25 protein-coding genes are annotated in these 25,343 nt (G+C 53.4%); 11 read left to right on the top strand and 14 right to left on the bottom strand.

The genetic code is table 11. The features are described from left to right. Positions 1 to 16 precede the first annotated feature (16 nt). From METLA_RS0112305 to rluB, 3 genes are read left to right on the top strand one after another with little or no spacing between them, the layout of a single operon-like run. The gene (locus tag METLA_RS0112305) at positions 17 to 838 is read left to right on the top strand and encodes a segregation and condensation protein A (protein ID WP_024298836.1); all 822 of its coding nucleotides are present in this window, start codon (positions 17 to 19) and stop codon (positions 836 to 838) included. 16 nt (positions 839 to 854) lie between these two features. Next, positions 855 to 1,505, top strand: a complete 651-nt coding sequence (gene scpB / locus METLA_RS0112300; RefSeq protein WP_024298835.1) for an SMC-Scp complex subunit ScpB — start codon at positions 855 to 857, stop codon at positions 1,503 to 1,505. Next, a complete protein-coding gene (gene rluB, locus METLA_RS20905; RefSeq protein WP_024298834.1) occupies positions 1,414 to 2,358 on the top strand; it encodes a 23S rRNA pseudouridine(2605) synthase RluB in 945 nt (314 codons plus the stop codon). The genes scpB and rluB overlap by 92 nt, the downstream gene beginning before the upstream one ends. A gap of 44 nt (positions 2,359 to 2,402) precedes the next feature. Here the strand turns inward: rluB and METLA_RS0112290 are convergent, their stop codons facing one another. Continuing rightward, the gene (locus METLA_RS0112290) at positions 2,403 to 3,752 is read right to left on the bottom strand and encodes a L,D-transpeptidase family protein (protein ID WP_024298833.1); all 1,350 of its coding nucleotides are present in this window, start codon (positions 3,750 to 3,752) and stop codon (positions 2,403 to 2,405) included. A 379-nt stretch (positions 3,753 to 4,131) separates the two neighbouring features. On the opposite strand from METLA_RS0112290, the gene METLA_RS22630 reads away from it, so the two are divergent. Together METLA_RS22630 and METLA_RS0112275 are read left to right on the top strand one after the other, a co-directional pair. Beyond that, positions 4,132 to 5,001 (top strand): calcium-binding protein, encoded by an 870-nt coding sequence (locus tag METLA_RS22630; protein WP_024298832.1) that lies wholly within the window; start codon positions 4,132 to 4,134, stop codon positions 4,999 to 5,001. A 289-nt stretch (positions 5,002 to 5,290) separates the two neighbouring features. Further along, on the top strand, positions 5,291 to 6,901 hold the full coding sequence (locus tag METLA_RS0112275) for a protein adenylyltransferase SelO (RefSeq protein WP_024298831.1): 1,611 nt from the start codon (positions 5,291 to 5,293) through the stop codon (positions 6,899 to 6,901). Between the two features lie 98 nt (positions 6,902 to 6,999). On the opposite strand, the gene METLA_RS0112270 is transcribed toward METLA_RS0112275, so the two are convergent. From METLA_RS0112270 to METLA_RS0112255, 4 genes are all read right to left on the bottom strand, one after another. Beyond that, positions 7,000 to 7,569 (bottom strand): CAP domain-containing protein, encoded by a 570-nt coding sequence (locus METLA_RS0112270; RefSeq protein WP_024298830.1) that lies wholly within the window; start codon positions 7,567 to 7,569, stop codon positions 7,000 to 7,002. A 113-nt stretch (positions 7,570 to 7,682) separates the two neighbouring features. Further along, a complete protein-coding gene (locus tag METLA_RS0112265; protein ID WP_024298829.1) occupies positions 7,683 to 8,237 on the bottom strand; it encodes a DUF4136 domain-containing protein in 555 nt (184 codons plus the stop codon). Between the two features lie 427 nt (positions 8,238 to 8,664). Next, the gene (locus METLA_RS0112260; RefSeq protein WP_024298828.1) at positions 8,665 to 9,402 is read right to left on the bottom strand and encodes a hypothetical protein; all 738 of its coding nucleotides are present in this window, start codon (positions 9,400 to 9,402) and stop codon (positions 8,665 to 8,667) included. 857 nt (positions 9,403 to 10,259) lie between these two features. Further along, complete coding sequence (locus METLA_RS0112255) at positions 10,260 to 10,805, bottom strand: hypothetical protein (RefSeq protein ID WP_024298827.1); 546 nt, start codon at positions 10,803 to 10,805, stop codon at positions 10,260 to 10,262. Positions 10,806 to 11,212: 407 nt separating this feature from the next. On the opposite strand from METLA_RS0112255, the gene METLA_RS20900 reads away from it, so the two are divergent. Then, the gene (locus tag METLA_RS20900; protein ID WP_036281702.1) at positions 11,213 to 11,476 is read left to right on the top strand and encodes a hypothetical protein; all 264 of its coding nucleotides are present in this window, start codon (positions 11,213 to 11,215) and stop codon (positions 11,474 to 11,476) included. Between the two features lie 128 nt (positions 11,477 to 11,604). Here METLA_RS20900 and METLA_RS0112250 read toward each other — a convergent pair whose 3' ends face one another. The 7 genes from METLA_RS0112250 to ylqF all read right to left on the bottom strand — a co-directional run bounded on the left by METLA_RS0112250 (position 11,605) and on the right by ylqF (position 16,653). Next, positions 11,605 to 11,883, bottom strand: coding sequence for a hypothetical protein (locus METLA_RS0112250; RefSeq protein ID WP_024298826.1), 279 nt, complete (start codon positions 11,881 to 11,883; stop codon positions 11,605 to 11,607). 166 nt (positions 11,884 to 12,049) lie between these two features. Then, complete coding sequence (locus tag METLA_RS20895; RefSeq protein WP_036281698.1) at positions 12,050 to 12,469, bottom strand: DUF4431 domain-containing protein; 420 nt, start codon at positions 12,467 to 12,469, stop codon at positions 12,050 to 12,052. A 104-nt stretch (positions 12,470 to 12,573) separates the two neighbouring features. Continuing rightward, positions 12,574 to 13,011: a hypothetical protein gene (locus METLA_RS0112240; RefSeq protein WP_024298824.1), complete on the bottom strand. Its 438-nt coding sequence runs from the start codon at positions 13,009 to 13,011 to the stop codon at positions 12,574 to 12,576. A gap of 459 nt (positions 13,012 to 13,470) precedes the next feature. Continuing rightward, complete coding sequence (locus METLA_RS20890) at positions 13,471 to 13,872, bottom strand: DUF4304 domain-containing protein (protein WP_152539432.1); 402 nt, start codon at positions 13,870 to 13,872, stop codon at positions 13,471 to 13,473. Between the two features lie 78 nt (positions 13,873 to 13,950). After that, positions 13,951 to 14,409, bottom strand: coding sequence for a hypothetical protein (locus tag METLA_RS20885; protein ID WP_152539431.1), 459 nt, complete (start codon positions 14,407 to 14,409; stop codon positions 13,951 to 13,953). Between the two features lie 160 nt (positions 14,410 to 14,569). Further along, positions 14,570 to 15,436 carry a hypothetical protein gene (locus METLA_RS0112230; RefSeq protein ID WP_152539430.1) on the bottom strand — a complete coding sequence of 289 codons (867 nt, stop codon included), beginning with the start codon at positions 15,434 to 15,436 and terminating at the stop codon, positions 14,570 to 14,572. Positions 15,437 to 15,729: 293 nt separating this feature from the next. After that, entirely contained in the window at positions 15,730 to 16,653 is a 924-nt protein-coding gene (gene ylqF / locus METLA_RS0112225; RefSeq protein ID WP_024298821.1) for a ribosome biogenesis GTPase YlqF, read from the bottom strand. A gap of 76 nt (positions 16,654 to 16,729) precedes the next feature. Here ylqF and METLA_RS0112220 point away from each other — a divergent pair, with 76 nt between their 5' ends. From METLA_RS0112220 to METLA_RS0112200, 5 genes are all read left to right on the top strand, one after another. Further along, on the top strand, positions 16,730 to 16,990 hold the full coding sequence (locus METLA_RS0112220) for a hypothetical protein (protein ID WP_024298820.1): 261 nt from the start codon (positions 16,730 to 16,732) through the stop codon (positions 16,988 to 16,990). After that, positions 16,990 to 17,604, top strand: a complete 615-nt coding sequence (gene yfbR / locus METLA_RS0112215; protein WP_024298819.1) for a 5'-deoxynucleotidase — start codon at positions 16,990 to 16,992, stop codon at positions 17,602 to 17,604. The genes METLA_RS0112220 and yfbR overlap by 1 nt, the downstream gene beginning before the upstream one ends. 401 nt (positions 17,605 to 18,005) lie before the next feature. Further along, on the top strand, positions 18,006 to 18,668 hold the full coding sequence (locus METLA_RS0112210; RefSeq protein WP_024298818.1) for a DedA family protein: 663 nt from the start codon (positions 18,006 to 18,008) through the stop codon (positions 18,666 to 18,668). 35 nt (positions 18,669 to 18,703) lie between these two features. Continuing rightward, complete coding sequence (locus tag METLA_RS0112205) at positions 18,704 to 21,793, top strand: efflux RND transporter permease subunit (protein WP_024298817.1); 3,090 nt, start codon at positions 18,704 to 18,706, stop codon at positions 21,791 to 21,793. Continuing rightward, complete coding sequence (locus tag METLA_RS0112200; protein ID WP_051459775.1) at positions 21,781 to 23,397, top strand: SagB/ThcOx family dehydrogenase; 1,617 nt, start codon at positions 21,781 to 21,783, stop codon at positions 23,395 to 23,397. Before METLA_RS0112205 ends, METLA_RS0112200 begins: the two co-directional genes overlap by 13 nt. Here METLA_RS0112200 and METLA_RS0112195 read toward each other — a convergent pair. Both METLA_RS0112195 and METLA_RS0112190 read right to left on the bottom strand, forming a co-directional pair. After that, positions 23,324 to 24,079, bottom strand: coding sequence for an ABC transporter ATP-binding protein (locus METLA_RS0112195; RefSeq protein WP_024298815.1), 756 nt, complete (start codon positions 24,077 to 24,079; stop codon positions 23,324 to 23,326). The genes METLA_RS0112200 and METLA_RS0112195 overlap by 74 nt on opposite strands. Continuing rightward, positions 24,076 to 25,212: an efflux RND transporter periplasmic adaptor subunit gene (locus METLA_RS0112190; protein WP_024298814.1), complete on the bottom strand. Its 1,137-nt coding sequence runs from the start codon at positions 25,210 to 25,212 to the stop codon at positions 24,076 to 24,078. The genes METLA_RS0112195 and METLA_RS0112190 overlap by 4 nt, the downstream gene beginning before the upstream one ends. Positions 25,213 to 25,343: the final 131 nt, after the last annotated feature.

Below are 25,343 nucleotides of genomic sequence, written 5' to 3'. Positions count from 1 at the left end.
GGGCGATGGTTGAGCGATGAATGATTTGAGTCACGATTTCGTACCGGAGCGGGCGGCGGTGCTTGCGATCGTGAACGGCGAGCCGATCGAGCAACTGCCGGACGATCTTTACATCCCGCCGAATGCGCTCGAAGTGTTTCTCGAACTGTTCGAGGGGCCCTTGGATTTATTGCTGTATCTGATCCGGCGGCAGAACCTCGATATCGTCGAGGTGTCGATCGCCAATGTGACGCATCAGTACATTTCGTACATTCAGATGATGAGCGAAATGAACCTGGAGCTGGCGGCCGAATATCTGGTGATGGCGGCGCTGCTCGCGGAAATCAAATCGCGTATGTTGCTGCCGCGGCAGCAGGAAGCGGAAGAAGACGAGGCAGATCCGCGGGCGACGTTGATCCGCCGCCTGCAGGAATATGAATGCATCAAAAAAGCAGCCGAGGAGATCGAACTGATGCCGAGGCTGGAGCGCGAGCTTTTTACCTGCGTTGCCGATACCTCGAACTTGACTTTCGAGAAGAAACTGCCCGATGTGACGATGCAGGAGCTATTGCAGGCGTTGCAGCAAGTCTTGAAGCGAGCCGAGCAATTCAGCCATCACCAGGTGGTCCTGGAGCCGCTGTCGGTCCGCGAACGCATGACCACCATCCTGGATAACCTGAAAGGCGCCGAAAGCCTGCGCTTTACCGAATTGTTCCTCTACAAGGAAGGCCGTCCCGGCGTGCTGGTCGCGTTTTTGGCGATCCTCGAACTCGCCAAGGAAGGATTGATCGAAATCATTCAACTCGAACCGTTTGCCGAGATCACCGTGCGCGGCGCCGCCGCGGCGACCCCTAACTGAAACGCGATAAATCGCCGTGGAAATTCAACCTATCGTAGAAGCCATACTATTTGCCGCGAACCGGCCGATGACCTGCAAGGATGTTCAGCAGGTCTTTCCCGAGATCGAACAGCCTGAGCTTGCCGAGATTCAGGTCGCGATTGACGCGATTGCGGCCGACTATCAAGCCCGTCCGGTCGAACTGAAACAGGTCGCGAGCGGCTACCGTTTTCAGGTCCGGCAGGAATTATCGCGCTGGGTCCAGCGCCTGTTCGAGGAAAAACCGCCGAAATATTCGCGCGCCTTGCTCGAAACGTTGGCGATCATCGCCTATAAGCAGCCGGTCACGCGCGGCGACATCGAAGACATTCGCGGCGTCAGCGTCAGTTCCGGCATCATTCAGACCTTGCTCGAACGCGAATGGATTCGTGTGGTCGCGCATAAGGAAGTGCCGGGTCGGCCGGGTTTATACGGCACGACCAAGCAGTTTTTGGATTATTTCAATATCAAGTCATTAAGTGAGTTGCCGACGTTGGAGCAGATACAAGCGCTCGAATTGACGCCGGAAGTCACGCAAGCCCCTGAACAGGAAGCCAGTGAAAAACAGGAAACCAGAGAAGAAGTTCTCGAAACCCGAGACGAACCAGCCGAAACAGCCGCCGAGGCCGACCCGGAAACCATCGCCTGAAGCCAAACCGCCCGCCAGACCGAAAGCCGTAGCGGCCGCGCCGGAAGAAGGCGCGGGCGAGCGTATTCAAAAAGTCCTGGCGCGCGGCGGCGTCGGCTCGCGCCGCGAAATCGAGCGCTGGATTCAGGAAGGCCGGGTGATGGTCAACGGCGCCGTCACGGCTCTGGGGGTGCGCTTGCAGCGGGGCGATACGCTGCAAATCAACGGCCGCTATGTCGATTGGCAAAAATACGACCGCCAGCCGACCCGCGTGCTGCTGTACCACAAGCCGACCGGCGAAGTCGTCACCCGCCGCGACCCGGAAGGCCGCCCGGTGGTCTTTACGCAATTGCCGAAACTCGCGGCGGCGCGCTGGATCGCGGTCGGCCGTCTCGACATCAATACCTCGGGCCTGCTCCTGGTCACCAATAACGGTGAACTGGCGAACCTGCTGATGCATCCGAAAACCCAGATCGAACGCGAATATGCGGTGCGCATCCTGGGCGAGGTGTCCGAGGCGACGATCGAAAAATTGAAGCAGGGCGTCGAACTCGAAGACGGACTGGCCAAGTTCAACGAGGTCCGTTTTTACGCCGGCGAAGGCGCGAATAAGTGGTATTACGTGACGGTCAGCGAGGGCCGCAACCGCCTGGTCCGGCGTTTGTGGGAGTCGCAGCAGGTGGTCGTGAGCCGCTTGATGCGGGTGCGCTACGGGCCGGTCGTGCTGCCCGAACGCCTGAAAGCGCATTCCTTTTACGAACTGTCCGACAAGGAACTGGACATCCTGTTTGAATTTGCCGGTTTGCCGAGAGACAATGCCGCGGCTCAACCGAAGGCCGAAGCCAGAGGCGGCAGCAGGCCCCGCAAAAAATAATCCTTTCACCGCGTTCCCGCGCTAGCGCGGGATCGCTCGTAAAATCAGGACTTGTTCTGGTCCGGTTTGATTGTTTCAGTCTTCATTTCGAAGTCCATCAGCACGCGTTTGGCGGCTTTGGTGACTTCCTTCTTGCTCTTATAAGGGCCGGCGATCACATGGTATTGATCGTTCAATTTGACCTTGCGCGCCGGGATCGGCGGTCCCTGATGATTCAGCATCGCCGCCAGTTGGTCGGCTTCGGCTTCGGTTTGATAGCTCGCGACTCGCATCGACCAGTCGCTGTCCTTCAGGTCCGCAATTTCGGGTTGTCCGTACAAGCGTTCAGGGTGCGTAAGCTGCACCGCTTTTTGTGAGAGTTCCGCGAGTTCCGGGCTGTTTTTCAATACCGGCGTCGGAATGCCGTCCGCACGCGCTATCACCCGTTCGACTTTTTCCCAATCGATGTCAGCGTTTTTGTCGGCAGCCAGCGTCTTCAGTTTTTTGAGGAACTGCTTTTTCAACTTGCTCTTGCCTTTACCCTCTGCCCATTTGTCCAGCGGTTCGTGCGCCTCGATATACAGTGCATCCTGCTGCCAGGCCGCCAGGTAAGGCTGATGCACGATGCGCACCTTGGTGCCGACCGATACTTTCTTGAACAGCGTTTCGATGTCTTCCGGATACAGCTGAATGCAGCCGTGGCTGATCTGCATGCCGATGCCGTAGGGTTTGTTGGTGCCGTGGATCAGATAGCTCGGAAAGCCGAGCCGCATCGCAAAATAGCCGAGCGGGTTGTCCGGGCCCGAGCGCACCGCGGCCGGCAGTATGTCGCCTTTTTCGGCATGTTCGCGCAGGATCGACGGCGGCACATGCCAGACCGGATTGGCTTGTTTCTCGACGATGTTCGTCACTCCCATCGGCGAACTCCAGCCTTGCCGGCCGATGCCGACCGGATAGGTATATAACGTGCCCGGCTCTTTTTTCGGGTAATAGAACAAGCGCATGTTCGCGAGATTCAGTACGACGTCCTTGTGCGGCGCATCGGGCAAGATGAACTCCAAAGGCAACAGCGCCCGGCTGCCTGGCTTGGGCGTCCAGGGCCGGATCGCGCTATTCGCGATCGCGATGTCGTTAAAGCCCAGGCCGTAATGGCGGGCGATGTCGGAAAGCGTGTCGCCTTCACGCGTGTCGACTGCCGCGAGCGTGCCGACCATGCCCTGGTCGGGCGCCAGATCAAATTCGTGGCTGGCGATGGTATCGATTTCTGGGCGTGGCGCCGGCGCGCTGACGCGGGGAGGGGCGTCATCGAAAGGATGCCAGGAAGACAGTGTTTGACAGCCGTTCAGCATGCTGCCGAGTAGCGCAATCAGGAGCGGCGCTGCGCGCCGGCTTGGGGAGTGTGGAGATCTGATCATGACGATTCGTGGAGCTTATAATGAAAATAAAAGTATCTTCTTGCTGATAAGTCTGAGCATACAGATTAAAGATGAAGTAGAGATTAAAGAAAGATTAATAATAGATTAAATGATAGCGATTAGGGACCGGTAGCGCAAGAAGATTCGTTTGTAAATCAACGAAGTAAGAGGGGCGTGAAAGACTCTAGCTTAAAAACTGCTTACAAAAGGCTTTTATATAGGGATGAAGTAGCCTTATAATTAACTTCACAAATCTGCCGACGTGAGCACGGTAATTTTTTTGCATCAGGGTATGGTCTTCTGCGAAAGGCCCGTGACTCAGATTTCCTGAGGCTTTTCTTGAATTTTGACGGTTTAAATTTTAAATGAGGACAAAATAATGAACAAAAAACTAATTTATACCGGCATTTGGCTATGCCTGGGCGGCTTGGCATTAGGTCAGAACGTATGGGCCAAATCCGACAATGCCAATAAACAGTCGATGAAAAAATGCCCGGAGAGCGTGATTAAATCGGCAAACGTAGTTTTGACCAAACAACTCACTTTTTTCGGCGATACTGACGCCAATCTCGAAGACGACGTACATGCTTATCAATTATGCGATGCAGATAAAAACAATTGCCAAGACATTGTGCTCCCGCAAGGCTATGAGGAAGGTATAACAGGCTTGACCATTATCGGAAGTAACAAATCCGATACCATTTATGGCACGAGTGGTCCCGATACTATTTGCGGAATGAACGGCAAAGACGTCATTTACGGCTTGGAGGGCAACGACACCATTCATGGCAACAACAGTTCCGATCATTTAGTCGGCGGTCCTGGTGATGACTTTGTTTACGGCGGCAACAGTAATGATTTTTTATTCGGCTATGATGATGACGATATTGAGGATCCTGCTGAAGTCGAAGATGAAGCAGGCGGCGGCGATTTTAACCAAGACGGTGTCGTGGACGCATTAGATACCGATATTGACCATCTTGAAGGCGGCAACGGCAAAGATGAGCTGAACGGAGGCCCCAACGGCGATGACTTGAGCGGCGGCAACGGTAAAGATACACTCCGTGGCGACGATGGGGATGACACCCTCGACGGCGGCACCGGTAGTGATGACGTTGACGGCGGAGACGGAGATGACACCAAAATCAAAGGGAAAGGAAAAGACACCTGCATCGATGATGATGATTTAGAGGGTGATGACTGCGGAGAGGTTGAAAGCGAAAATGAGCACGGCAACCCGCATAATTAATTCTTTGTAATGAAGCATTTACGAGTTGAGCTTCAATATTTGGAAATGAAGCTCAGCATAGACACGCTTTTTTAAAACGATCTACAGATCGAAAGGTCATAAGGATAGCCGCATTAGCGGCTATCCTGCTTTTGGAGACAGGAAAATACCTATCAGTCCTGCGCTGATCCTATCTCATGATAAGGCGAATGACTCAGGCGGCTTTGGCGTTCGGCGAAAGCTTGACAGTTTCCTACCTAAACACTCAGAATTAAAGAACGCCCAATCGTATAGGCAGTCTTATTAATTCATGAACTCTCGAACATTCCTTTCCTCTCTCGACGACCTGGTCTTCGACAACCGCTTCATTCGCGAACTTCCGGGCGACCCCGAAACGGCCAATTTTAGAAGGCAAATTGCCGGTGCCAGTTATTCGAGGGTACTGCCGACCCAGGTTTCCGCGCCGCAACGGGTTGCCTATTCCAGCGAAGTGGCCGAACTGCTCGATTTGTCCCCGGAACTTTGCGCATCCGCAGATTTCACCCAGGTGTTTGCCGGCAATCGGCTCGCGCAAGGCATGGAGCCTTATGCGATGTGTTACGGCGGTCATCAGTTCGGTCACTGGGCCGGCCAGCTCGGCGACGGGCGCGCGATCAATCTCGGCGAAGTCATCAACCGGCGCGGCGAGCGTTGGGCCTTGCAGCTGAAAGGCGCGGGGCCGACGCCATATTCCCGCAACGCGGACGGTCTGGCGGTGCTGCGCTCGTCGATCCGCGAGTTTCTCTGCAGCGAGGCGATGCATCACCTCGGCGTGCCGACCACGCGCGCGTTGAGCGTGGTGCTGACCGGCGAAGCGGTGATTCGCGATACGTTCTACAACGGCAACCCGAAGGCCGAGCCGGGCGCGATCGTCTGCCGGGTCGCGCCGTCGTTCACGCGCTTCGGCAATTTTCAGATTCTGGCCGCGCGCGGCGAAATCGATCTCTTGCGCCAGTTTGTCGACTATACGTTGCGGGTCGATTTTCCTCATCTTCGCGCACCGTCGCCGGAAGTTTATGCGGACTGGTTTCAGGAAGTCTGCCGCAAAACCGCGGCGATGATCGTGCACTGGCAGCGCGTCGGTTTCGTGCACGGCGTGATGAATACCGACAATATGTCGATCCTGGGGCTGACGATCGATTACGGTCCCTACGGCTGGATGGACAATTACGATCCGCACTGGACGCCGAATACGACCGACTCCGAGGAGCGCCGCTACCGTTTCGGTCAGCAGCCGCAAATCGCCTATTGGAACCTCGGGCAATTGGCCAACGCGCTGTATCCTATTTTCGGCGAGGCCGAACCGTTGCAGGCGGGCATGACGGCCTATGCCGAAACCTTTGATCGGGAATGGCAGCGGATGATGTCAGGCAAGCTCGGTTTCGCTTCCTATCGCCCCGAAACCGACGGCGATTTGATTACCGAACTGATGGCTCTGCTGCAACGGGTCGAAACCGACATGACGCTGTTTTTCCGGCGGCTTGCGGATTTGACTACTACCGAGCATGAGGGCTGGGAAACCGAAGTGATGGCTTTATTACAGGATTGTTATTACCTGTCGGAACAATTGACGCCCGAATACAGGGAAAGGCTGTCGCATTGGCTGTGGCAATATCGCGAACGGCTCATTCAGGACGGCCTTGCCGATGCGGAGCGGCGCCAGCGGATGAACGCGGTCAATCCGAAATATGTGCTGCGCAATTATCTTGCGCAACTCGCGATCGACAAGGCAGAGCAGGGCGATTTTACGCTGGTCAATGAACTGCTCGATCTGCTGCGCCGGCCCTACGACGAGCAGCCCGGCAAGGATCATTACGCGGCGAAGCGCCCGGACTGGGCGCGCAGCCGTCCCGGTTGTTCGATGCTGTCGTGCAGTTCGTGAGGCTGAATCACAATACCTGTTCGTACCCTACGGGGTTACATCATCCGAAATAACTTCAGCCCGAGCTGAAATCCCCGGTTTCAACGCTGCCTGGCGCGTTAAAACAGGTCCTCGGTCACATAAACATCGTATCCTGAAACGACGACGCCGATGCCTTGCCGATCGTATTGCGGCGAAAGCATCACTTTGCGGTGATGCGGACTGTTCAGCCAGCCCTGGACGATCGATTGGACAAGCCGATTCGGATCTACCCACTCGTATTCCTTCTTAACCACTCTGCCGTCTTGTTTGGTGGTATAGATCTTGTCGTAAAGACGAGCCAGAAAAATATTCTCAGCCACGCCCGTGGCCACTGTGGTCGGATCGATCTGCTTTTGCTGGTTCCAGCCTTGGCGTTTGGCTCTGTCCGAAGGATATTCACCGTGCAGATTGATATGGTTAAAAAAATGATGGTGCGCCATGTCAAGGCTATGATTGCGGGCAACGGCAACGAGTTGCTCCTCGCCATTTAATGGCGACAGGCCATGGTTTTGTCTCTCCCGATTAATTTGTTGATGAATTTGCCGCTCCAGTTCAGCGGCATCAAACGGCGGGGGCGAGTCTGCGCGGGCGATTGATATTAATTGAATAGAGCCGAGCCATAAAAGGATGAGAGAAATTTTTTGCATGGTCTATGCGGGTAAAACAGCGTCCAAAATCTGCTTTAGATACGGCATAGGGAAGCAAGTTCAAAATGAGACTTAGTCCCACTGCTTTTCTTATCGTGTTGAGCGGTTGAGATTCAATGCGACAAGGTTTTGGGGAATTGTGTGACAATTTTTTCAACGGCTTCACGAATACGTTTGGCATTGGTTTGCGGATCGCTAACGATGCCGGTGCCAGTGCCGCGAAACACCAATTTCTGAGTCTTTGCATCCACGAAATCCAGTATCAGCGTTCCTTCGGTATATTGCGATATGTCAGTATAGGTGCTGGGAGCATTTGCCCAAGCTCCGTAACGTCCGTAGCCATAGGGCATCCCGCGGTAATTCCAGTCATTGGTTTGATATACGGCCAGTTTTTCTTTGGTGGAAATATGGCGAACCACATGAAGATCGGCGTCTTTGGAAACTTCGGCAATGTTGCGCGCCGCAAGATTGGTGCGAAGGGAGTCGCGGAGCGCTGATTCGCTTGACGGCGACAACGCAATGTTTTCACTCGATGGCGCCAAGGTATAGGTTCGGTATTGCTCGAAAGCTGCCGAATGGTCGTAGTCGGAGGTGACCGAGACTGATGAGCAGGCAGCCAAGAACAAGTTTAAGGCAACGAGCAGGTATGTGGAGGGTTTTGTAAACATAGCCGTTCTACCTCAGATTGGAAGTGCCGGAATGAAAAATCAACTTATACGACTCTAACATTGCTGTCGAGTTCAAGTGCCCCAACAAGAATCGAGGGCTTTATGACGGTGATATTGATCGATTCCGCAGGGGGCCTTCCAGGCGCCCTTGTTGTGAGTTGACCGATCTCCCGGGCAACAGTGCTTTGAACATGAATTCGTTAACCTGCCGCCGTTGAGGAAACAGCTTCATTAGCTTGTTTGCATTTGAAATGCGTCGATATTTGAGATAACCCTAACTGCATTAGAGAGGTAAGCGATAATCAAAGTCGGCAGGTAAAATTAAGGCTGCCTAAGGCAGCCTTAATTAAAACAGCATCATGCTCGCCTTAATTAGGCGTCGAATCCTAATACTAGGCAACCTAGTTATTACAACGTGAACTTAGTTCTACTGTGGCGCAGGTTTCAAGGGATCAATGCAACCAAGTTTCCGGTTAGTATTTTGTTCCCAACTCTGTGCGCAAGCGAACAAATCATTTGCGGTTGGAATTTTCGTAGGGTCCTTGACCCATGCGAATTTCAAGTTGGTGTGATCTTGGCCTTCAATTACTTCAGCACCTAACAGGGTCACGTTCTCGTGATAATCCGTCAAGCCTTGCTTTGTCGTTAAGGTCTTAACACTTGATAAACCTCCTTTACTAGCTATCTTGGGTTGCAGTATCAATGTGCCGGCAAAGCTTACGGCATGAAATTCAGGCTTGGTTAAATCAGAACCTACTGCCGGCATTTCCAGAAAAACCGCATCTTGCCCAACGTTGCCATCGGCCATGTCAAAAACTCTGTCGGCGGTGGACTGGTGTGTCCACGCGGAGTTAACAAAGCAATAAACCTCTACGAGATAATCAGGAGTAGCAGGAGCAGGGGGGGCAGGATTATTATCGATTAAGTGGGTATAGCAAGTTTTTTTGCCGGTATCGACTTTGAAGTTTTTGACAGTGACCCAAGATGAGGGATTTTCAGAATCCTTTTTGTCAATAACCTTTGGCAAGGTTTGTTTTATCTGCGTTTCAAACCATGTGTCATTCAATGAGCCGGGTGGTGGTACTGTGGCTGCTGCTGAGGCGTTCGCGCTCATGCCAATAGCGGTTGCCATGATCAAAGATGATACCAATGTTTTCTTTTTCATAAAAAGATCCTCTCAGTTTGTAAAGTATATAAAAACTTTTGCAGCTGCATAGCCTAAAGCGCTTAACAACAAGTCAGGCTATATACAAGTTTTGTCACTGTGTATTCAGGCATTGTGTTTAAAAACAATGCCCATGAGCCTGTTGCTAGGCGTCTAAGCAAACGAGACTCTCCTCCCTATTTTTTAAGCCACAATAGAATGATAAGCTATGGTAGGTAAGGAATAAGTGCCTAACAAAAAGATTTCCGGCATTCATATCTGAATCGGTCATGTGCACAGCACAGATGATGCAATAAAAAATACCCTTACAGTTTATTACGACCAGCTTAAGAAGTTCTCGTTAGGGGTTATTTGATCACATGGGCAACCTAAAAACTATTAGTACAATTACCTATATGAACTAAAAAATTTCGAATTAATAACCCATTTGCTTGAAAGGATAAAATTACAATAAGTGTGGTTTATATGCGAAATATCAATTACTTAGTGTTGTCAGGCCTTTGCTGTAACATTGCATTGGAAGCAGTTCAATGATTTTTATACTAAATCCTGTCAATACCTCCATCTCGGCTGAAACACAAACGGGCGCTCCCGGTTGATCTGCTATCTTGTAGATTTTTCAGACCATTCATCTTTTCCAGAAACGAAGAGGCATAGGATGGGGTGCAGACTCCTGTCTGTCCTTCCGCAATAAACCACGCATCTTACGCTGCCGACACCGAAATGATGCTTCTGTCGAGTTCGGTACGGTTCTTCGCTGCTTCAAGTGGGTTCTGGTCTCCACTATTTTGAAACAATCAAGAACGCCTAACGTAAAATTCAGGCGGTCCGCTGCAAGGCGGAGCTGGGTATTTTATTCATTTTACGAAACGTCCCATATCAATGAGTCCAAAGGCGCTCATCTTGTCGAATATCGGTGAGTAGATTGCCCATAACTCTTTTGTTGTGCCCGAAATTGAAACAACCGCAATGTCCGTTCCGCTACGCCCCCAAAATAGCGAGTAGAGAATATGGTAAGGGCCTTCTTCGGTTTCTAGGCATGTGTGTGTGAAAAGCCCCTGGTTCGATTCATTGCAAGAGTTGACGATCGTGGCTTCATTTTTCTTCGTCGCAAGAAAATCGAGTATGAATTGCTTTGCCGTTTTGCCAGTGCCTTGTTTGACGTCAACGAATGCCTGGATGCGAACACCCGTGGTATATGGCTTACTCCCTGAGGTGTCTTCACGGGAGAGCGTCCATCTGTACGCGGGGCCTCGATGTCCCTCAGCATAGAACCAGTCTTTTGGACGTAGAATTTTCCCTCCCGTGGGTTCGAGAACCTGTGTAACGAACTCCATCTGGGGCGTTTCAGCGCAAGCCGAAGCGCAGAACGTAAAAAGCAGGACGGATAATAAAGTTTTCATAATTTCCAAAACGTGGCTGGAATATAAAAATTTCAGTTGGCTCGGGCACCGGTGATTCCAGAAATTTCGACATATCCTGAAACGGGGAGGTTTCCGCATAGGCTGTAGGCAGTTGCGATAGTCCTATTACGCAACCGACAAGCAGATGCATGATAACATTCAAGCAGAGTTGACTCATTTAGCTTGAATTAAACGTTTTATTTTACAGGTCAGTCATGGTGCGCATCGCGCACCGTTTGTTTGAGCGGCCGTTATTGTGCAGAGCTGGGCTTAGGAAAATGGTGAAAAACTTTTTATAATATAGTATTTATACTAAGGTGGCTGACTAATTTTGTGATCTACCTAGCAAAAATCAAATTGTTTGCTATCATTAGCAAACACTGATTTTCTGAGGAAAGGTCTCTCAAATGTTTTATGCGGAAAGGGTTTACACTCAACGTAATCCTACTACGGGAATAATGGAATGGTTCTTTTTGGCAAGGGAAGGCAACTTTGGCCCTTATCGCAGCAAAGAAGAAGCAAAAGAACGGCTGAGTAAATTTATTTGCTTCTGTATTATGAATAACGATGATGGCGGACGTGGGGCAGGCAAAAATAATGGCCTACAATTAAGTTTACATCTTGAGCCGGTGCCGGAGTTTTCATTTAAACGCCGGGAATTTCGGGATTAAACGCATTGCTTCACGCAACTTTCGCTGTTGCGGCTCCTGCCGTTGGTACATTCTGTGACACAGGAATCGAGGGTGGTGGGGCATGAGCCTCTCGATTCCGTTACCCTTTTATCGAGGCTACCTGGCTTTTACGATTTAGCCTGTTTGAAATGCAAGAATTTAAACCCGATGGCGCAGACGGCGCCCACCAGGATATAAGCGTAATTGACAAACAAGCCGGACAGGGTGCCGGGATTATGTTCGACTGCATCACGCAGGCCTGGGGTTACGGTTAGGGTCCAGACTATGCAGGGAATCAAATAGGACAGAAAACCCAATCCGGCGGAAAATAACGGGTTCTTGCCGGTCGCTTCGGCGCTTTTGTAAAACCAGTAGGTGATGAGGAAAGCGGTAATTGTGCCAGCCATAATAAAACTCCGTGAGTTATGTGAGTTACAGCTGCACAGTATCAAAATGGTTTCTTACACTCAAGCATCGCTCGCGATTGATGCGCTTCGTGCCGCAGCGCCTCTTACGGCCCTGACAAACTCAGACGAACCGAGCGTAAAGATCATGCCGAGCAAATAGCCGAAATCAGGAAAAATTGGTTGGACGGCATTTGGCGCCGTCCAAGAGCACAGGCGAATGATGATGCTCGGTAATTGCATGGAAGAAACTGCCACGACAAACAACCTCTTTGCCTAGATATGGTCGCAATCGTTGATACGAAATGGTTCCGTCAGGGAATACGAGTTGAACTTGACTGACTTGCGGCTCCGCAGGCTCAAGGCCGTCGGTGTTTCTGCCTTCCGCGACACAAAAGGTTTTGTTGGGCGAGACAAAGAAATAGATTGCCTTGGCATCGCCTTTAGCGATGCTTTCGTAATTCGGCTGTTCGGGAAAAGTGTGCCGACCGAGCACGCCTTGAAGGGTGACCGGATTGAAATAGGTAAGGCACTCAGTAGCATGTGCTGAAGTACCGACCAACAGCAATAGAACGGTGGATAGTTTCATGATGCTCAACGTTGAAGTCAACCGGCAAAAAAGGGGGCGTAGCCAGCCGATATTTGTCCGGTTGGACGAGGGGTTCGGCCGCACTCTCGATATGTCAATCCGGATCAGTCGTTCATGTCGAGCCCCTTGAGCGCTTCGAACTTCTCGAAGCCGTGGTGGCCAATATCCACCGGCCAAACATAGTTGCGCGTGATAGCTTGGGTCGTCCGCGTCCCTCCCATGTTTTTGACTTCGACGATGAGTTTCGGCTTGAACTCAAACGCCGCGAGGTTTCGTAGGACCCCAGCGATCATCCATAGCTGGCACTGTGGGCAGACGATGTTGTCAACCCAAATCTTTACCTCTACCCCTTGGCCCGCAAAGCCAGTGCGGTGGGTGTCATACCACCCCTGAAGCTTCTTCTGGGCCTCCCTCCAAGCTTGCCGTTCCGCGTGACTCTGGGCTGTGTTGTTGTCTGCGCCAACGCTCGAGCCCTCACCAAACGGACCCTGCCAAGCGTTCCCGGCACCATCGAACCTGAAGAAGATTTTTGCTTTTGCCATTCTGCTCTCCTAGTCGTAATAGAGGATAAATTGCATTCAATGAGCGCCCGGTTTTGCGGCTAGCTGGGCTGCGACAAAACTCAATTTTAAGCATTGTAGCATTCGCGCCGAGTAGACTCCTTTATCCTGGGTTAAGCGGTTTATTTTGCATGTTAGCAAGTAGCCCGGATGCAGCGCAGCGGAATCCGGGATAGGCCTTTGCCGATGCCTAATTTTTTAGTTCCAATCGAGTGTCATGATTATGTCGATGGAAAATCACATGAACAGCACAGTTTGCGTCTGTGCAGCTCCCGGATTCCGCTGCGCTGCATCCGGGCTACTCGCTTTCGACAAGCTACAGCGACCCGCGACATCCGAAAAGCTATTTTCTTATAATAAAGTCTGCCTTCCACCACCGGGCTCGTCCAACAACCGGTTCAGATTGTGGTTCGCTTCGCTCACACAATCTAACCTTATTCGTTAGGCACCATTCTGCCACCAGTCTTCAGCCGCCTTGATATGAGGAAGAACAGAATTAGCTACCTCAGAATATGCTTCACTTTCAAATCTAAACCAAGCGTCCGTACCTGAACCTGGGAGTGGTCGGAGGCGCATTCGTTGATTTGGATTGAGATCGTGGGCTGTTACTTTATTTGGTGGAATGTGTTTGCCCCAAGAGGTTGTATGCCCAGAGATGGGGCAATTTGAAATCTCGATTATGAAACCACCGCCCCATTTATCAAATTGGAAGGTAAGTAAGTCAACTCTGTCAGTGAGCATTCTGCGGAAATGCGGGAGCGACCCTTTAAACCCATTGGTGCGAAGAACAGGAATGACAATGTTTTTGAGCGCAGCTTTCATCGCTTGTGAGTCAGTGGTCATGATGGCGCCTAACGTTTGAGTTCAGCGGGACGCAAAAGCGCAGCTTTTGTCGGTCCGCTGGAACGACTGGTTATGCGCTTACTTGGATGGAAACACATCTGCCGCCCCCTTTTGCGCGAAAGCCTCACCGAAGGTAAGTTGACCATTTAACAACTGGTACGGGAAGAAAACCGTAACCGAATAATTATCGCGGTGATTGAGAGACACGGAGATGGCATCAGACTTCTTGCCTGAGGAGGGTAGCACAATCTTCACGTCGTAAACCAAAGCAGTAGCTTTGTACTCCCCTGACTTTGCCCCTTTAATAAAGCCCTCTTTCAACAGGCGAATGATGTCGTTTGATGGCGGTTGTTCGTGACCGTCGTAACCAGCGAAACTTACAATTTCACTGGTTGCTTTGAGTGCGGCACCATAAGGAAAAAATTCGCCATGCTTTTGAAGCATTTGCTCAGCAAATGGCAGGGCTGAGTTCATAAGGTTTTCGCACTCAGCCTTTGGCGGTGTCATGTTCTGTGCTCCGGCGACCAGGGAATACATCAACGAAAGAATAGTGAGCGGGATTCTCATGGCGCATAACGTTACGGTAAGGGGCTGCCCGCGAGATTGCCTACAGCGAAGCCGCTTACCCGTGAAAAAAACAGACTTTGCCAGCCGGAACGGCGGGCAGTCCCTTTGACTGACTTGTTGGGCTACGATGTCACAGGTTTTTTTCAAGAACATGAATAATTATCTCTGCATCTGATAAAAGGTAGCTAAATAAGTTGTCAAGCCTATCAATGTGTGACTCAATAGGAGCTAGTTCTTCAATGCGAAACTCAAGTAGCAGGATGTTATTTTCTAGGACACCACCAGCGAAGTAAAACGCCAGAAAATTATAATCATCTTGTGAGTATTTTCCGTTGTTAAAAACGCCTGCGTCCGAAAGTATTTTTTCAATGGACTTTTTCGTATCCTGAACGCGACCAGCGTTGTGTACGATGATGTGGCGAAAATACTCTATTGCAAGAACTGACAGATGCAAGTTTGCATTTCTCTTGTTTTCTTTTTCTAGGCGTGATAACTCTGGATATTTCTGTCTGAGCCAATTACGAATACTAGTTGGCTTTCCTTTTTTGTCTTTCACTCGTTCTGAAAACCAACCGTAGTCTTTATTTTTCAGATCACTAAGTGTTATGTTGCCAAAATCTTGCAAAGGCCACGAATTGTTATTTATATAGCCAATGTTTGCGTAGATTTTTTCTAAAAAATCTTCATATTTTTCGTATGCTTCTGCTAAAAACCATTGGTATTGTTTATTCTTATGAATCAAAACCCTCTGGATTTTTTCGTCGATTGTCGTTTCCTTAAAGCCGTAGAAGAAATGCTCTCCGCTTAAAGCAGATAAAAAACTAATGTTATCAAGCGACTTTGAATATTTCTCGAATTCCGGGTTGTTTTTTACATGCTCTTTATATTTTGCAAGCGCTCCAAGTTCATCCTTAGAAGATTTTTTTGCTGTTCTGTAATAAAGCTGTATTTCAGCCATTTGGCTGAGATAATCTTTGAAAATATCTACTGGTCGCATTTCAGTTATTTTTATTAGCCCAACTAATATTAGACATCCTAAATGACGTAAAACATTGCGTCACCAAGTTGCCTTATGCATCATAAAAATGAAAAAATTATTTATATTCAGTTATATACGAAAATATATCGCATCCTAAATATTTGTTCAGGGCAATCAGTTAAGCGACTAATAGGGTGCGACAAAAATCTTTTGAGGCATTGTAACATTCGCGCCGAGTAGACTCATTTAGCTTGGATTAAGCGTGTTATTTTTCATCCCCTCGGCAAAAAACACCCGCGCAAGCGGGAGGGTTAGCCCTCCGAAGAGCCGCGCTTTTGCTTACGCAACCGATTTTTCTCGGCCTTCTGCTCCCGAATCACAGCCACCTCGGCCATTTCCTGCTCCATCATCGCCGGCGTCTCAAGGCTGATCCGCCCCAGCGTACCGGATCGCAGTTCGGCCAGCAGGATTTTAGCCGCCTTGTCCAACTCCACGCGTCCGCCGGAACGCAAACAGCCGCGTTTCCTGCCGATCGCTTCCAGCACCTCGTCCGCCGATTCCGGAATTTCCTGCAACTGAAAACGATCGCGCAGGCAAGCGGGGTAGTGTTGGCCGAGATAGCCGGCCACGAAGGCGGCGATGGCTTCATGGTGAAGGGCGGTGTCCTTGATCGCGCCGGTCGCGGCCAGCCGGTAGCCGCTGTTCTTGTTTTCGATATTCGGCCAGAGCATGCCGGGGGTGTCGAGGAGCACGACGTTGTTGCCGATCGCGATGCGTTGCTGCGTCTTGGTGACGGCCGGCTCGTTGCCGGTCTTGGCGACCGTGCGCCCGGCCAGGATGTTGATCAGGGTCGATTTGCCGACGTTCGGGATGCCCATGATCAAGGCATGCACGATGCGGTCGTTTTGCACCTGCTCGGGCAGCATTTTCCGGCAGAGTTCCGCTATCTTGCGCATTTTCTCGGGCTCCCGGCTGGTCAAGGCGAGCGTCTTGACGCCGTGCTCCCGCTCCAGATAGCTTTGCCAGGCGGCGGTCAGTTCCGGGTCGGCGATATCGCTTTTATTCAGGATCTTCAGACAGGGTTTGTCGCCGCGCAACTCTGCCAGGAACGGATTGGCGCTGCTGAACGGGATGCGCGCGTCGAGAACCTCGATCACGATGTCGGTTTTCGGCAGGATTTCCTTAATTTCCTTGCCGGCCTTGTGCATATGGCCGGGGTACCACTGAATCTGCATGATGTCTTGTCACAGTCAAAATGATATATTTAACCATCAAAACCTGATTAGTCACGCTAATTGATTAAAGGAAGCCATGAAAAAAATGATGTTGTTTGCCCTGATCATCCTGTCGACGGGATGCTCGCAGGACTGGTTTAACAGGCTGTCGCGCAAGGCGGTCGAGTATATGGACGGCAATTACAAGGTCACCTACGCGAACGGCAATACCGAAAAAACCTGGACCGTCAGGAACGGCAAGGTGACCACATCCGACAAAGGCTATTACTATTTCTGGGATGAAAACAAACATTATGTGCAGTCGCCGATGGAAAACACCTTCGTCGAAGAATTCTGATGGCTGACGCGGCGAAAAACATTTCGGTATCGACCCCTTTCTATGCCTATCTGTCTAGGCTCAGGTGGATCAAGCGCTGGGGCCTGAAGCGCAACGCGCTTGACGAGAACGTGATGGAGCATAGCTGGGAAGTGGCGGTGATCGCGCACACTCTGGCGTTGATCAAAAACCGCTACTACGGCGGCAGCCTGGATGCGAACGCGATCGCGACCGCGGCGCTTTATCACGACATTACCGAAGTGATCACAGGCGACCTGCCGACGCCGATCAAATACCATTCCGACGCGATCAATGTCGCCTACAAAGAGATCGAAAAACAGGCCGAGAAGGAGCTGCTGAAACTGCTGCCGGCCGAATTGCAGGCCGATTTCGAGGCGCTGATTCATCATGACAGCATGCCGGAAGAGCATGTGCGGATCATCAAGGCGGCCGACAAAATCTCGGCGTATTTGAAATGCCAGGCGGAATTGAAGGCCGGCAATACCGAGTTCGAGATGGCCGCGCAGGAGTTGGCCAAAACGATAGCAGGCTACCGGCAGCCGGAAGTGGTGTTTTTCATGCAGGCGTTCGCGCCGAGCTGCGGTTTGACCCTGGATGGGTTGATGAGGACTTAAGGGGTCTATTTGGCGTAGGGTGGATAAGCGTAGCGCATCCACCAAATATGCCACGATAAGGTGGATGCGCTGCGCTTATCCACCCTACAGACTCGGGAGAAGTGGGCCGTTATTACCGTGAAAATCGATAGCCGTGGTGGGAGCGACGCCTACGTCGCGATTAAAGCCTCAAGTCGCGACGTAGGCGTCGCTCCCACGTACGAGTTTTCATGGTCTTGGGAGTCCTCTTGGAATAGGGTGGTCTGCTATTCTATAAAATATTTTTCAACCGCCGCAACAGGGTTTTAATCCGCGTGCGGCCTTCAGGTTGAGGTAAAATTTCAACCGAGCAAACGATCGGCCTTCGTTGCGAATGAGGCAACAGAAGGCTCGCTAATTTATCCATCACCCAATATGTTTCTATGGAACTCTTGACGCAAATCCTCGATTTCTTCCTGCACATCAACGCGCATCTGGCCGCAATATTCGAACAATACGGCACGCTGACCTATTCGATCCTGTTCCTGATCGTGTTTTGCGAAACCGGCCTGGTCGTGATGCCTTGGTTGCCCGGCGATTCGTTGTTGTTCGCGGCAGGCGCCTTGACCGCCAGCACCGGCAAATTGGACATCTATGTGTTGATCGGGCTGCTGATCGCGGCCGCGTTGACCGGCGACAACGTGAATTATCTGGTCGGCAGGTTCCTCGGCAAAAAAATCAAGGCACGGGAAAAAATCGGCTTTTTCAAGCGCGAATATATCGAGCGCACCGAAGCGTATTATGAGCAATACGGCGGCCGCACGGTGATCATCGCGCGCTTCATTCCGTTGATCCGCACGATGGCGCCGTTCGTGGCCGGCGCGGGCAACATGCGCTATCTCCGCTACATCGGCTTTTGCATCAGCGGCGCGGTGTTGTGGGTCGGCGGGTTGACGACGCTCGGCTACCAATTCGGCAATCTGGAGATCGTGCAGAAGAATTTCGAACTGGTCATTTTGAGCATCGTCGCGATCTCCCTGCTGCCGATCGTGCATCAGGCCTGGAAAAGCGTGCGCAAGAAAGCGGTCGGCGCCGCGTCGGTTTAGACGCCGTCACTCCTACACTCATGGACGAATAGACTATGCTGGCCGCGCTGGTTCGTTTTTCGATCCGTTTTTACGGTGTCGTGATTACGCTCGCGGTGCTGATTTTGTGTTACGGCGGTTACCGGTTTCTGACCGCCGGGCTCGACATCTTCCCCGAATTTTCGCCGAAACGGGTGATCATTCAAACCGAGGCGCCGGGCTTGTCCTCCGAGCAGGTCGAGGTGCTGGTCACGCAGCCGATCGAAATGGCGGTCAGCGGTCTGATCGGCCTCGAAACCGTGCGCTCGGAATCGATCCAGGGCTTGTCGATCGTAACGGTCAATTTCGCAGAACAGTCCGACATTTACCGGAACCGGCAGTTGATCGGCGAGCGCCTGACCGAACTGCCGGCCAAATTGCCGCCCGGCGTGATGCCGGTCGCGGTGCCGTTGTCCTCTTCCTCGGCGACCGTGCTGACGCTCGGCCTGACCTCCGACAGGCAGGATCTGATGGCGCTGCGCAGCCTGGTCGACTGGACGATCGTGCCGCGCCTGCTGGCCGTGCCGGGCGTCGCGGACGTGAACGTGTTCGGCGGCGACATCAAGCAATTGCAGATCCAGGTCGAACCCTCGCGCCTGCGCAAATTCAATCTTGCGCTCGACGAGATCAGCCGGGCGGCCGAGCAGGCCGGCGTGATTCAGGGCGGCGGTTTCATCGAAAATCAAAATCAGCGCTTTACCTTGCAAACGGCGGGATCGGCCTCTACGCCGGAGCAAATGGCCAAGATCATCGTGAAGCGCGACAAGGGCATGAACGTCACGCTCGGCGATGTGGCGGCGATCGCCTATGCGCCCGAACCGCCGATCGGCGCGGCGCAGATACTCGGCAAGCCCGGCATCGTGATGATGGTGATCGGCCAATACGGCGCGAATACGCTGTCGGTGTCGCGCCAGGTCGAACAAGCCCTGAGCGAATTCGATCGCCTGTTCAAGCAGCAGGCGATCAGTTTTTATCCGCATCTGTTCCGGCCCGCCGATTACATCGAACGCTCGGTTGCGAACCTGTCCGGCCACTTGCTGATCGGCGGCCTGTTCGTGCTGATCATCCTGTACCTGTTTCTGTTCAATTTCCGCACCGCGTTCATCTCGGCGCTGGCGATTCCGGTGTCGCTGGTCGGCGCGGTGATCGTGCTGCTCGAAGCCGGCGTCAATCTGAACATCATGGTGCTCGGCGGGCTCGCGATCGCGCTCGGCGAGGTCGTCGACGATGCGATCATCGATACCGAAAATATCTTTCGCCGCCTGCGCGAAAACCGGCTGTTGCACGCGCCGAAGCCGGTCTCCGAGATCGTTTATAGCGCCTCGCTGGAAGTCCGCAGTTCGGTCGTTTACGCGAGCTTCATCGTGGCGCTGGTGTTCGTGCCGCTGTTGACCCTGCCCGGCGTAGCCGGCCGTCTGTTCGCGCCGCTCGGCTATTCGTATATCCTGGCGATCCTGGCCTCGCTGATCGTCGCGCTGACCTTGACGCCGGCGCTCTGTTATCTCTTGCTCGGCAGGGCGGCCCTCGCGATGGACGATCCGCCCCTGATCAAGCGCCTGAAGCCCTTTTATCAGAAGACATTGAGCGCGGTTTATTCGCGTTTCAACTGGATCGTCGGCGGCAGTCTGCTCGTTTGCGTGGCGGGGCTGTTGGCGTTTACGACGCTGAAAAGCCAGTTTCTGCCGGAACTGCGCGAAGGCCATTTCATCGTGCATACCAGCAGCCTGCCCGGCACCTCGCTGAAGGAGTCGATACGGATCGGCACGCAGTTGACCAAACAAATCCTGCAAATTCCCGGGGTTGAGTCGATGTCGCAATGGGCCGGGCGCGCCGCGCGCGGGGCCGATACCTACGGCAGCCATTACAGCGAATACGAAGTGCGGCTGAAACCGCTGTCGGGATCGGAGCAGCAGCGGATTCTGAACCGGATTCGCGACGTGCTGGAAGATTTTCCGGGCATCTCTTTCGAGGCGAATACGTTTTTGACCGAACGCATCGATGAAACGATTTCGGGTTATACCGCGCCGGTGGCGGTGAATATCTACGGCAACGATTTAAACGGGCTGGACGCCAAAGCCCAAAGGTTGGCCGCCTTGCTGCGGGACGTGGAAGGGGCGAACGACGTGCAGGTGCGCTCGCCGCCCGGCGCGCCGCAAATCCGGGTCGAAATGAATCTCGATCGGATGAAATTCTGGGGCGTCACGCCGAAGACCGTGCTCGACAGCTTGCGGATTGCCTACGAAACGCAGGTTACCGGCCGGAGGCTCGAAGGCAACCGGATCTTCAATATCGCGGTCGCGCTGTCTCCGAGCCTCCGCGAGCGACCCGAAGCGCTCGCCGAGCTGCCGATTCGAACCCAGGACGGCAAGCTGATTACCTTGGCCGAGGCCGCGGACATCCGTTACACCCTGACCCGCTACAACATTCTGCACGAAGGCGCGCAGCGGCGGCAGACGGTCACCTGCAACGTGCAGGACAGGGATCTGGATGCTTTCATGGCGGACCTCAAGGCTCGCATCGCGAAAGACCTGCCCGAAACCGGCGACAGCTATATCGAGTTTACCGGCGCGGCGGTCGAACAGGCCAGCGCGCGCAAGGACTTGATCGTGCATTCCTTGCTGGCCGGCATCGGCGTGTTGATCTTCATCTATCTGGCGATCGGCAGCATCCGCCATGTGGGGCTGACCCTGTGCAATCTGCCCTTCGCGTTGATCGGCGGCGTCGCGGCCGTGTTGGCAACCCAGGCGGCGCTATCGGTCGGTTCGGTGGTCGGCTTCGTGACCCTGTTCGGCATCACCGTGCGCAACAGCATCATGCTGCTCTCGCATTACCGCTATCTGATCGAAGTCGAAAAGCAGGAATGGAATCTGGCTACCGCGGTGCAGGGCGCCGAGGAGCGGCTGCCGTCGATCCTGATGACCGCACTGGTGACTGCCCTGGCGATGTTTCCGATCGCGTTCAACAGCGATAATCCCGGCCGCGAGATCATGGGGCCGATGGCCGCGATCATCATCGGCGGCTTGGTCTCTTCGACGGCGCTTAATTTGCTGTTATTGCCGGGGATGCTGTTACGCTATGGGAAATTTAATGAGACATGGACAAAATGATTGAATCTCCGGCGGCAACCGATGCGGTTTTTGCATATCACGAACGCACCAAGCATTACCTGAACCGTTATGCTGCCGGTCCGGGTGGGCTGGACTGGGCCGACCAGCCCGATCCGTTCCGGCGTTTTAAAGGCTGCGAAATCATTTCGCTGCCACCACCGGGAACAGAATTGCCGGTTTTGTTTGCCGAACTCGATCAAACGGTCCAAACTCCCGCGCAACCGTTAACATTGAGTCGCTTAGGCTTGCTGCTGGAACTGGCGTTCGGTTTGTCGGCCTGGAAACAGTACGGTGCCGACCGCTGGGCATTGCGCTGTAATCCGTCCAGCGGCAATCTGCATCCGACCGAAGCGTATGTCATCAATAGCGGTGCCAACTTATTGCCGGCCGGCGTCTATCATTACTTGAGTCATGATCACGCGCTGGAGAAGCGTGGCGAATTTAATCCCAATTCAACAGGGTCTGAACTCTGCATTGCTTTGACCTCGATCCACTGGCGCGAAGCCTGGAAATACGGAGAACGTGCCTACCGTTACTGCCAGCACGATATCGGTCATGCGCTGGGCGCATTGCGTTATGCGGCGGCGACATTGGGCTGGTCGCTTGAACTGCTGACCGAATGCGGTGATGACGAATTGGGACGGCTATTGGGATTGGATCGGCGCGCCGATTTTAAGGAGGAGGAAGCGGAGTTGCCCGATTTGATTTGCCGCATCCGGTTCATGCAGGGTGTCCAGCTAAGACCCGATGTCGACGGCTTGCTGAAATGCGCCGAAAATGCCGTCTGGCATGGGCAAGCCGAGTGTCTGAGCCAATTTCATCGCAATCGATGGCCGATTATTGAGGAAGTCGCGAAAGCTGTGCATAAGGCGCGGGCCAAGGAACCGGACTCTCAGTCCGCCCATCACCCCCTTCCCGTCAGCGTTTGTCCTCAAACCGCTACCGCTATCATCCGCCAACGCCGCAGCGCGCAGCGTTTCGATGCATTGACTTATTTGCCGCTCTCCGATTTCAAGCGCATTTTGAGCTCCGTGATGCCGGCAAGCCGCGTTCCTTTCGACGTGTGGCGCTGGCCGCCTGCGGTCCATTTGTTGCTGTTCGTGCATCGGGTCGAAAATTTGGTGCCCGGTTTATATCTGCTGCCGCGTTCGCACGCGGCGGTCGAGCCGTTGCGCGCGGCGATGAGTGGCGCGTTCGCTTGGCAGGCGGCGGAAAACATGGCCGATTTACCGGTATACCGTTTGGTGGCCGGCAATTGCCAACGCATGGCCAAAACCGTGTCCTGCCATCAGGATATTGCGGGTGATGGCGCTTTCAGTCTGGCGATGCTCGCGGAGTTTCAACAGCCGATCAGCCGTGAACCCTGGTGCTATCGCCGCTTGTTTTGGGAATGTGGTTTGATCGGTCAGGCACTGTATTTGGAGGCCGAAGCCGCTGGTATGCGCGGCACCGGCATCGGCTGTTTTTTCGATGACAGCGTGCATGATATTCTCGGTCTTAAAGATAACCGATTCCAAAGCCTCTATCATTTCACGGTTGGTCAGGCGTTGGAAGATGCGCGCTTGCAGACGCTGCCGGCTTATCACCATCTAAGCCAGAGATAGAAATCGCTGCGTCGTCTGCCGCTTTTACGATTCTGCCGTCAACAATCCTTATCTTGCGGTTAGCCCGGCCGCCTATATTCGGGTCGTGGGTGATGATCATCAGGGTGACGCCTTGCCGGTTCAGGCTTTCCAGAAGCTCGATGATTTCCTTGCCGGACTGGCTGTCCAGGTTGCCGGTCGGCTCGTCCGCGAGCAGGATTTCGGGTTTCATGATCATCGCGCGGGCGATCGCGACGCGTTGCAGTTGGCCGCCGGAAAGCTGGTCCGGCTTGTGCTCGGCGCGGTCTTCGAGGCCGACTTCGGCGAGGGCTTTGGCGACACGCTGTTTGCGTTCACGCGCGTTGATTCCGGCCAGTATCATCGGCATTTCGATGTTTTCGGAGGCGGTCAGGCGCGGAATCAAATGAAAAAACTGAAACACGAAGCCGATGTTTTCGCGGCGGACTTTGGCGAGTTCGTCATCGCTGAGTTGGGTGGCCGGGCGGCCGTTCAGCAGGTAGCGGCCGGAAGAGGGTTGGTCGAGCAGAGCGATCACGTTCAATAGGGTCGATTTGCCGGAACCTGACGGCCCCATCACCGAGACGTATTCGCCTTTCGTGATCGTTAGACTGATGTCGTTCAGCGCCTTGACGGTCTGTTCGCCGACCTGAAAGGTGCGGCGGATGTTTTCGAGTTCAATCATGGCTTGATGCGCGCATGGGCGCCCGCGACCACGCCGTCCTGGCCGATCGACAGCACGATCTGGTCGCCGGGCTGCAAGCCTTCCAGCACTTCGACATAATTCCAGTTCGCAAGGCCGGGTTTGAAACTGCGTTCGACCAGCAGGCCGTCGTCATTCAACAGCAGGACCTTATGATTTTCGATCACCGCTTCGGCGGGCACGCGCAGCGCTTTCGGCTTGTCGGCCAGCAGCACTTCGATATCGGCGCTGTAGCCGGGCAATAATTCGTTCAGGTCTTTCGGGTCGGTCAGTTTGACTTCGACTTCGACCGTGCGCGCCTGTTTCTCCTTTTCGAGCACGTAGGGCGCGATGCGCGAGACGGTGCCGGAGCAGCGTTTGCCTTCAAAAGCGTCCAGCGACACGCAGGCGGCCATGCCGGTTTTGATTTGCGGCGCATCGACTTCATCGATCGGCGCGGACACGTACAGGCAGCTCACGTCGAGCAGATCGATCGCAGGCAGGGTCGGGATGCCGGGCGGGGAAGGGGTCACATATTCGCCGAGCTCGACATTGATTTCGGCGACGGTGCCGTCGAACGGTGACTTCACCAGGGTGCGCTCGATCGCGGCCTGGGCGGCGTCGCGTCTGGCCTGGCTGACCTCGATCTCTTCCCGGGCGGAGCGGCAGGACGCGCTCTGCGCCTTCGCGTTGGTGACCTTGGTGTCGACCTGTTCCTCGGAGACGATCTGGTTGAATTTTTGCAGCCGGGAGATGCGTTCGGCTTCGCGGATTGCGCCGGCTTTCAGTTGACAGGTCTGCTCGGCGGCGGCCTGGTTGGCGCGTATCTGGGCTTCCTGCAAGGCGAGCTGGGCTTTCAGGTCCTGATTCCAGACTTCCATCAATAATTGGTCTTGTCTGACCTTGTCGCCTTCCTTCACGTTCAGTCTGGCGACCTGGCCGCCGGCGGCGGGCGCGAGATACGCGCGCCGGCAGGCTTTGACAGTGCCGACGCGGGTATTGGAGACGGTCGCGCGGACTTCGCCCGCTTCGAGGCTGACGATTTCGACTTCCACTGGCTTCGGGCGTTGATAATAGACGGCAAGTGCGGCGGCTGCCGCGAGGCTTCCGAAAACGATCAGTGTTTTTTTGCGCATGGAGGCTTTTAGTTTGATAATAAACGGTGGCTGGCGGGCTATCGTCCTGATTGGGCCGGGCGGCGAAATGTCAGCTATTATTTTAAGCCATTAAGCTACATTCTTTAACGATCTCAACATATAATCTTGCA

The sequence above is a fragment of the Methylomicrobium lacus LW14 genome, assembly GCF_000527095.1.
Taxonomy (GTDB): Bacteria; Pseudomonadota; Gammaproteobacteria; order Methylococcales; family Methylomonadaceae; genus Methylomicrobium; species Methylomicrobium lacus.
Note: the sequence above shows the minus strand (reverse complement) of the source record. Positions and strands in the feature narration are given on the sequence as shown.